Origin of the sequence: Corallococcus sp. bb12-1, assembly GCF_026626765.1 — a bacterium.
GTDB classification, from domain to species: Bacteria; Myxococcota; Myxococcia; order Myxococcales; family Myxococcaceae; genus Corallococcus; species Corallococcus terminator.
The window spans coordinates 1-8,249 of sequence record NZ_JAPNJZ010000035.1 but is presented as its reverse complement, the minus strand read 5'-3'; the positions used below and the strand labels follow the sequence as shown (position 1 = coordinate 8,249).

The 8,249-nt window shown below is 67.9% G+C and carries 9 protein-coding genes; 5 read left to right on the top strand and 4 right to left on the bottom strand.

From position 1 onward, the window contains the following. Positions 1–29 precede the first annotated feature (29 nt). On the bottom strand, positions 30–575 hold the full coding sequence (locus tag OV208_RS40030) for a transposase (protein ID WP_267579246.1): 546 nt from the start codon (positions 573–575) through the stop codon (positions 30–32). Positions 576–970: 395 nt separating this feature from the next. Here OV208_RS40030 and OV208_RS41460 point away from each other — a divergent pair, with 395 nt between their 5' ends. The 3 genes from OV208_RS41460 to OV208_RS40020 all read left to right on the top strand — a co-directional run bounded on the left by OV208_RS41460 (position 971) and on the right by OV208_RS40020 (position 4,506). Then, positions 971–1,288 carry a helix-turn-helix domain-containing protein gene (locus OV208_RS41460; protein ID WP_420715101.1) on the top strand — a complete coding sequence of 106 codons (318 nt, stop codon included), beginning with the start codon at positions 971–973 and terminating at the stop codon, positions 1,286–1,288. Between the two features lie 2 nt (positions 1,289–1,290). Beyond that, the gene (locus tag OV208_RS40025; protein WP_267579245.1) at positions 1,291–2,631 is read left to right on the top strand and encodes a tyrosine-type recombinase/integrase; all 1,341 of its coding nucleotides are present in this window, start codon (positions 1,291–1,293) and stop codon (positions 2,629–2,631) included. 309 nt (positions 2,632–2,940) lie between these two features. Next, entirely contained in the window at positions 2,941–4,506 is a 1,566-nt protein-coding gene (locus tag OV208_RS40020; RefSeq protein ID WP_267579244.1) for a hypothetical protein, read from the top strand. Positions 4,507–4,608: 102 nt separating this feature from the next. On the opposite strand, the gene OV208_RS40015 is transcribed toward OV208_RS40020, so the two are convergent. The 3 genes from OV208_RS40015 to OV208_RS40005 all read right to left on the bottom strand — a co-directional run bounded on the left by OV208_RS40015 (position 4,609) and on the right by OV208_RS40005 (position 7,082). Beyond that, positions 4,609–5,358 carry a hypothetical protein gene (locus tag OV208_RS40015; RefSeq protein ID WP_267579243.1) on the bottom strand — a complete coding sequence of 250 codons (750 nt, stop codon included), beginning with the start codon at positions 5,356–5,358 and terminating at the stop codon, positions 4,609–4,611. A gap of 96 nt (positions 5,359–5,454) precedes the next feature. Further along, on the bottom strand, positions 5,455–6,471 hold the full coding sequence (locus OV208_RS40010; RefSeq protein ID WP_267579242.1) for a DUF2071 domain-containing protein: 1,017 nt from the start codon (positions 6,469–6,471) through the stop codon (positions 5,455–5,457). Next, positions 6,468–7,082, bottom strand: a complete 615-nt coding sequence (locus OV208_RS40005) for a hypothetical protein (RefSeq protein ID WP_267579241.1) — start codon at positions 7,080–7,082, stop codon at positions 6,468–6,470. Before OV208_RS40005 ends, OV208_RS40010 begins: the two co-directional genes overlap by 4 nt. Before the next feature lie 118 nt (positions 7,083–7,200). Between OV208_RS40005 and OV208_RS40000 the strand changes: the two genes are divergently transcribed. Continuing rightward, on the top strand, positions 7,201–7,800 hold the full coding sequence (locus tag OV208_RS40000; protein ID WP_267579240.1) for a TetR/AcrR family transcriptional regulator: 600 nt from the start codon (positions 7,201–7,203) through the stop codon (positions 7,798–7,800). A gap of 32 nt (positions 7,801–7,832) precedes the next feature. Beyond that, on the top strand, positions 7,833–8,249 hold a 417-nt coding region (locus OV208_RS39995), incomplete at its 3' end, for an alpha/beta hydrolase (protein WP_267579239.1).

The following is an 8,249-nucleotide window of genomic DNA, read 5'->3' as shown; positions in this document are numbered from 1 at the left end:
CTGGAGGGCCTCCTGCACGTGGGCGAGCGTCATTTCTCGCGCCTCTCGTCCGCTGCGTCGTCCTCGTCGTCCAGGTGTCGCTCGTCCCAGCCCGTCGCCTGGAGTTTTTTTTCGAGCACCAGCAGCGCCGCCGTCTCCGCCAGCGCCTTCTCCTTGCGGCGCAGCTCGCGCTCCAGCTCCTTCACCCGCTTCTCCGCCGCCGCCAACCGCCTGCGCTCCTTGGCCGGCAGGGCTTCCGTGGCCGCACCCGCGAGGGCCTGCTGCCACTCCTTCAGCTTCTCCTCGTGCAGCCCCTCGCGGCGCAGCAGCACCCCCAACGCCTCGCCTGCGAGCCCCTGGGCCGCCACCAGCACGCGCAGCTTCTCCTCCGGCGTCCACTTCTTCGGTCCAGACGGCGGGGCGGGCTTTTCCTCGGGCGGGGGCGTCATCGCCGCCAACTTATTCGCCTCCCGCAACCACTGCGACAATGTCGGCTGCGACACGCCCACCTGGCGAGCCAACGCGGCGGCACTCACCGCGCCCGGGCCCACCATCCGCTTCACCAACTGCGCCTTGAATCCATCCGTGTACGGCACTGCGTCCTGCCTGCTCTCGCCCCCAAGGCGTGGTCATCCCGGCCGCTCAGCCGAGGCGACAACTTCCCTGACACAGGGGGATAGGGCCCTGCAACCACGTGATGGTGCTGTAGGCGTGTCCGCGGGTTCCCGCTGGTGTTTCTAGGCACCAGCGGGACCTGTTTTGGGGTCGCCATGGGACGTCGTCATTCGCTGCGCAGCTTCGCTCCCCTTGTTCAGGATCCGCAGGTTCGGACGGTGCGTCCATGGCGCGCACTGCCGTCGCCCACGCTTCCCGTTGAGAGATTCAGTTCTCAAGGGTCGGGAGCAGTGCGCTGTCGTCGACGCAGCCCCGTTGTGACAGCCGAACTCATCCCGTCCGCGCAGTCTCCCTGAACTGGCGCGACTGTTGCTCTATGCGCGCGCGTGACCTCGCCAGCTACCTGGCGCGGGCATCGTGCGGCCAGGGTGACAACCAGTCAGGTTGTTGCCACACTTCAAACCTAATCTTTCGTTCAGTGCCGCTGGGAGAGTCGATGACGGGCGAGGCGATGCAGCATCAAGACGCATGGGATGTGCGGCGAGCTGCTCAGTTTCTGGGGGTCGCAGACAAGACGCTGTACCGGTGGGCTGCTGCTGGGACGGTGCCCTATCTCAAAATCGGAGGCCTCCTGCGGTTCGACCCGAGCGCTCTCGCTGAGTGGCGCGCGCAACATGTCCGGGGAGGGAAGTAGCCATGGCCTACGTGTTCAAGCGGGGCGCAGCCTGGTACGGCGGGTGGATCGGTGAAGATGGCCATCCCGTGAAGGAGCGTCTGCCCGCGGCGACGAAGACCGAAGCGAAGAGGCTCGCTGCCGACAAAGAGCTCAAGGCCTGGCGGATCGTGAGTGGGTTGGAGGAGGCGCCTCGACCGGACATGACGGTTTCCGCAGGCATCGCGCTGCGTCTCGCCCTGCTGCCGCCGGAGTACAAGACGAAGAGGCGGCAGGCGGAACTGCTCGCGCATGTTGAGCGCGAGATGGGCCAGAAGTTGCTACGTCAGGTCCGGGCAGTCGACGTGCTCACGATGTTGTCGAAGCTGGGGCACCTGGAGCCCCAGACCCGTGAGCACATCCGGATGGCCGGTCAGGGCCTGTTCACCTTCTTGACCAAGAAGGCGAACGCGCATGTGGGCGACAACCCCTTCAAGGAAGCTGGCCCAGTTGAAGTGGCTGAGCGCGAGCCCGGCTATTTCACGCCGGAACAGTTCGCGCGGCTCATCCACGTGATGAAGCCCCACCTGGCGGCAGCGTCGCTGTTCAGCGCGTTGACAGGCACGCGGAAGGCCGAGGTGCGGAAGGCACTCAAGGCCGACACCCACCTCGCGGAACGGTATGTGCTCCTCAGGGGGAACAAGAACAAGAAGGACAGGCGAGTACCCATTCCGGAGGTGCTCGTGGAACTCCTGGAACAACAACTGAAGGCGCCGGGCAAGTACCTCTTCTGTCGGCCCGACGGACGGCAGTACACCAACAACTGGCGCGTCCACGAGGTCATCTCTCGCGCGTGTGTCCGCGCTAGGCTCATCCAGGGGGCGAAGCCCTACTGCTACCGCAAAGCGTGCGGATGGAAGGGCGATGAGGTGCCGACGAGTGAGCCGATGAACTGTCCGAAGTGCTCTCGGGCCGTGCGCTGGAAACAGGTCCCGCTACCGCTCCGCTTCAAGGAGCTGCGAAGCACGTATGCCACCCTGGGGTACGCGGCGACTGGTGACCTGCATTTCGTGCAGAAAGTCCTAGGCCACAGCGACCCGAAGTTGACCCAGCGCCGCTACGCACGAGCTCTTCCGGAGAGGCTCCTGGCGGGCGCCAACGCGCTCGGAAACCTCCTGCTCCCCGCCCCAAATCTTGGGAGTCCGGTGGGAGTGATTTCCGAGGCAGCGGGGGCAACAAAGGGCACGAGTGAGAATTCACCCACTGATGCAAACAGCAGTAAAAACGAAGGGATGGCTATGCTGAGCAACGCCAGGGAAGCGCGAGAAAGCCAGTGCAGCGGTTTAGGAAACCGCCGCTCTATCCAACTGAGCTACGGGGTCTGACTCCGTACCGCAGAGCGCCTTATAGCAGGCGAGGGGAGCCGCGCAATGAGAGCGAAGCCTGCCTCGTAGGCCTTGAACTCTCCGAGCGGCCAAGGGCTCTACGGCCCTGGTGGCCTTCACCTTGAGAGAGGACCCACGCCGGACAGGAAGAGCCAGAACCTGCCCGGAGGTGCGCCGTCATCAGGCTGCGGGGATTACTCCCGCGTGAGGGACTCGCTCTTGACCGTGTAGCGGTTGGCGCTGCCCTTCACGTCGATGCCCGTGAACTTGTTGTACGGGTAGGCCCCCTCCTTGATACGCGCGGCCGTCATGAAAAACCGCTTCGCACTGCTGCTCCTCCCCATCATTTGGATGTCCGCCTGTGGTTCACCCGAATCCGAGCTGGAGGACAACGGCCGACCTCCCCCCGCTGAGCACGGTGAGGTGGCGCAGGCCGCCACGACCCCGCTCCGCACGAAGGCGCTCGGACGCATGCGGAACGCGGCGACGTACTTCCACGATGTGGTCGCGCGCCACGGTGGGTATGCATGGCACCACAACGCCACGGACCTGAACGAGCGCTGGGGCGACATCCAGCTCGACGCGGATCAGATCATGATCCAGTCGCCCGGCACTTCGGACGTGACAATCGCGTTCGTCGAAGCCGCCCTCGCCGACCCTGCGACCCCGGCGCTCAAGACCTACGCGCTGGACGCGGCGATGGCGCTGCGTCACGGGCAGGTCAAGTCGGGAGGCTGGCGCCTCTACGCGGACTTCAAACCGACGCCGACGATCAAGGCCTGCTACCTCAACACCACGGCGAGCTGCAGCTGCGGCGGCTGCACGATGTCGGCCTACGACGATCAGGTCACACAGAACGCGCTCATCGCGATGATGCGCACCGACCAGCTCTTCGGCTTCACGAACACAACGCTCTCTGGCGCCTCCTCGTACGCCCGCGCGCGGGTGGCGACCTCCCAGTTCCCGACGAATGGTGGTTTCCCCCAGGGGTTCACCGGGCCCGTCGCCGCGCGGCCGGCGCTCGTGGCGAGCTATCCTCCGTCGATCGGGACCTCGTGCGGCCTCGCCACCTGCTACGCGAACTCCTACGCGAACGAGTATTGGGATGACCCGACCCTGAACGACAACCTCGCGTCGGCCTTCGTGGAGATGCTGACCTGGGCCCGGGATCTCTATCCCGCGCAGGCCTCGGCCTATCAGTCCATGCTCACCGAGTTCGGCGGCTTCCTTCGCCGTGCGCAGATGCCCCAGCCCCAGCCCGCATGGGCTCAGCAGTACGACATCCAGATGCAGCCGCGCTGGGCTCGCAACTGGGAGACGCCGGCGATCGCGGGGCAGGAGAGCCAGGACGTCATGTGGGCACTGCTTCGCCTCTACCAACTCGACCCGAGCGTGCCGGCGAACCGCGCAGCGGTCGGGACCGCGCTCGCGTACCTGGAGACCGTCGATTACGCCAACAACACGCTCATCTCCCGCTACATCGAACTTGATGACACCGCGCCGTCGAACATCGGCTTCTACACGGTGAAGCCAGGCGGCTACCCGGCCCGGTTCTCCACCGCGCCGCCGACCTACCAGAACTACGGGTGGGAGGGACCGTCTCAGCTCGCCGCGCTCCGTGCGGAGTACGACCGGCTGGCGACCGACACGACCGTGATGAAGCGCTCGTGCCAGCAGCTCCGCGCCGACACGGCACAGGCTGTCGATACGGCGGTGGACAACCAGCGGTGGATCACGAACTACAGCCCGGGGGGCCCGCGAAGCGGTGCCACCCCCGGCGACTACCTGGACACGAGCACGTTCGTCAGGAACATGCGCACGCTGGCCGAATTCGTCACGCGCACGACGACCGACTGCGTCGCGTGGAATTACTGATGCCGCGCTGACGCCGCCAGCGAGCGGGCGGCGTCAGCCAGGAATCTCTTGTCGTTTCGCGGCTGGATGTGGGTGCGCAGCTTGTCGTGAGCCTGTCGTTGTTCACGTCCGCAAGAAGTGCAGCATGAGCCGGGCCGGGATGGCGAGCGAGAAGAACACCAGCCCCGCCACGAAGGGCTTGAGCTTGATCTGGGGGCAGTTGCGTCGCAGGTACGTGAGCCCACCCAGGCCACACAGCAGCATGGCGGCCCCGCTGAGCATCGACCACCGCAGGTCGCTGAAGTAGCCCACGCCCATCCAGAGCGCGCTGATGCCCAGCCCGAACACGACCCCGAGCAGCCCCACGGCATCCGCGCGGCGCCCCACCTGCGCCTGCGACACCGGCGCGATGGGCCTCCAGACGGTCAGCTCCTCCCGCAGCTGCGTGTAGCCCTCCAGGAAGGGGGACAGCGCCATGGCCTTGCCGGGCCCCTGTCCCTTCAACAGGAGTCCCAGCATGGGCGACTCCTCGATGTGCACGACCTCGTCACGCCCGAGCCGCGTCTCCGGCAGAAGCTCGCTGCGGTGCGAGAGCCCGCCCTCACCGACCTCCAGCACGTAGGAGTCGAAGTGACGCGCGAGCTGGGTCTCCGACAGACGCAACTGGCGCCGGATGGAGGTGCCCATCACCGCCAGCGCCCCCACGCACAGCAGCCCCAGCAGCACCGGGGAGAGAGCGGTGCCACCCCGCGACCCGAGCAGGAGTCCGCCCCCCAACGCGATCAGCAGGATGGGAAGGCGTCGGAGGATGAGGCGCCGGTTGAGTTGGATGGCTTCGGAGAGGGCGTCGCGGCGAAGGCGATAGGTCTTCATGACCCGCGCATCATCTTCAGCGCTCCCCACCCTGACCAGACACGGGCAGCGCAATGGCTTGCATCTGGAAGGGCGTGGCCCCCCGGGGCCGTTCGCTCAGCGCGCGTACCGCTCGCGGCGCAGCGGGCGCCACTGGTAGGCGCACTCGGTGAGATGCAGCACCGAGTCGAGCCTCGCGCCCGGGGCGAGGGGCCCCTCCTGGAGGTACTCGCAATACAATTGCACCGGATTGGCGAACCGCGCGTTCCAGGGCGCGCGGTCGATGGTCAGCACGTAGACGAACCCGTCATCCACGCCGAACGCGTCGTAGCACTCGACCAGCGGCTCATGCAGCGCGTCCAGGTCCGTCCACACGCTGCCCGCGGGGGGCTGCGTCCGGGGCTCGGTGTCGAAGACGCCCACCAGCTTCCCACCGGGGAAGGGGGGCTCCGGATCCACCCCCACCGTGAGCAGGTCGCCCTCGCGCGCCATCACCATCCGGGCTTCGCCAAACTCGTGGAACTTGAACTCCTTGAGCGCGTTTCCCACGCCGCGCATGACGGGGTCGCTCGTCTCGCTGCGCACGAAGTAGCCGCCGCGTCGCCAGTCACCCTTCGCGTTGCGGTAGCGCACCGCCGCCCGGTAGCTCACCTGGTAGAAACAGACGCCCATCAGCGACAGCAGGCCCCTGGGTCGCATGTCCCGCAGCGACGACATCAGCACCTGCACCCACGCCGTGCCGTGGAAGACCTCGGGCTCCAGGGGCGCCGGCAGCAGGCGCGCGAGGAGGCCTGGATCCACCGCGTAGTTGACGGAGATGGCCTCAACCCAGTGCGTCTGCACCTGCGTGAGCCACGGCACGGAAGGACATGTCTCCATGCCGTAGGAGCTCGGACTGGGATCCTGGGCCCGTTCGAGTTCGGCGTGCGCCTCGCGCAGGGCCTCGTGTCCGGAGGGCGTCAGCACCCACGTGCTTCGCGAGGCCTGCGCCCACCCCGCCGTGACGAGCCGCTTCAGCAGCGCTGCGGGCTCCTCGACGCCAGCCTCCCGCAGCCGCGCCGTCAGCACCCGTTCGGTGAGTCCGAGCGGTTCCAGCGCCAGCGCCACCAGGGCCGCGAGTGCCTCCGGGCTCATACCAGCCGGGGCTCCGTGCCCCCGCCAGCGAGCCGGCGGCTCCGGGCGCGGTGGAGCGCCATGCCCGAGCCGAACTGGACGACGAACCAGAGTCCGCCCAGCACGCCGAACGCGTGATGCTCCATGCGGGCCATTGCCAGGGCAACCAGCGCGAAGAGCAGGGCCATCCCGTACCAGACGCGGCCCATCAGCGCGCCCATGGACGCGAAGGACATGGCGAAGAGGACGCACGCCACGGCAGGCACGAAGAGCCGGTCCAGCCCGAGCAGCAGGTTGAGCAATGCCACCAGCACCAGCCCCCCGATGAAGGTGGTCCAGATGGCCCATATCTGCCGTTCGATGAACGAGCGCACCCCGGCCGTCTGCCCGCGCTTCATCACGAAGATGCTGGCGAAGTTGAGGAACAGCAGCACGCCCCAGAGCAGCACGAAGGGGCCCGGGCCGCGATGGCCCGCTTCCCAGAGCCAGTCCGTGGCCAGGAAGCCCCCGCCGTTGGTGAAGGCGTGGATCATCCAGATGGCGCCCCAGTTCTGGAGCGCGGTGTCGTCGCGGGCCTGCGCGACGACCCGGCGCATGAGTTCAAGGGCCTGGGTGGCTTCGGTGCGGTTCATCGCCTGGGAGGCTACTGCTTTTGATGGATGCGCACGCCACGCCCCGCCGCGCGGAGTCGGCAACCTGGAGCCGTGAGCCGGGGTTGCGAAAAAAGTACGACCGTTCTATGAACAGGTCATGCGCAAGGGCGAGCTCACCCATCAGACCATCCTGGAGACGGCCGTCCGGCTGGCGAGCCGGGTGGGGCTGCACGGGCTGAGCATCGGGGGGCTGGCGGAGGAGCTGGGCCTCTCCAAGAGCGGCCTGTTCGCGCACTTCAAGTCCAAGACGGAGCTGCAGGTGCAGGTCCTGGAGGCGGCCACCGTCGTCTTCACCGAACGCGTCGTCCGCCCGGCGTTGGGCAGGCCCCGCGGCGAGCCCCGGGTGCGGGCGCTCTTCGACGGCTGGCTCACGTGGGACCGGGACGCGCTGCTCGAGGGCGGCTGCATCTTCGTGGCGGCGGCGGCGGAGCTGGACGACGCGCCCGGGCCCGCGCGGGACACGCTGGTGCAGGGGCAACGGGACTGGCTGGACTGCCTGGCCCAGGCCGCGCGCATCGCCGTGGCGGAGGGGCACTTCCGCCCCGCGCTGGACGTGGAGCAGTTCGCCCATGACCAGTACTCGGTGATGCTGGGCTTCCACCACGCGAAGCGGCTGATGCGGGACCCCCAGGCCGAGGCGCGCGCTCGCCGGGCCTTCGACGCGCTCGTCACCGCCGCTCGCATCCCGACTGTCTGATCTTGCCGTTCCCCTTCGAGGAGGACCTCGTCATGGCTGAAAATAGCACGAACGTTCGGACGAAAATGGCGGTGTGGGGCTTGCGGGCGGCGGCTCGGAGTCTGGGGGCGGTCGCGCCCGGGCTGGCGGCGGCGTGGGCGGAGCGACTGTTCCTGACGCCCCAGCGGCCGCGACGCTCGCGCACGGCGGAGGCGGTGCTGGCGCAAGGCCAGCCCCGGGTGTTGACGGTGGAGGGCGAGAAGGTGGCGGTGTGGAGCTGGGGCGAGGGCCCCCGGGTGTTGCTGGTGCACGGGTGGAGCGGCTACGGCGGGCAGCTCACGGCCTTCGTGCGGCCCCTGGTGGACGCGGGATTCTCGGTGGTGGCGTACGACGCGCCCGGGCACGGTGCGTCGTCCGGGCGCACCAGCTCACTGCCGGAGTTGGCGGGGATGGTGGCGGCGGTGGGGCGG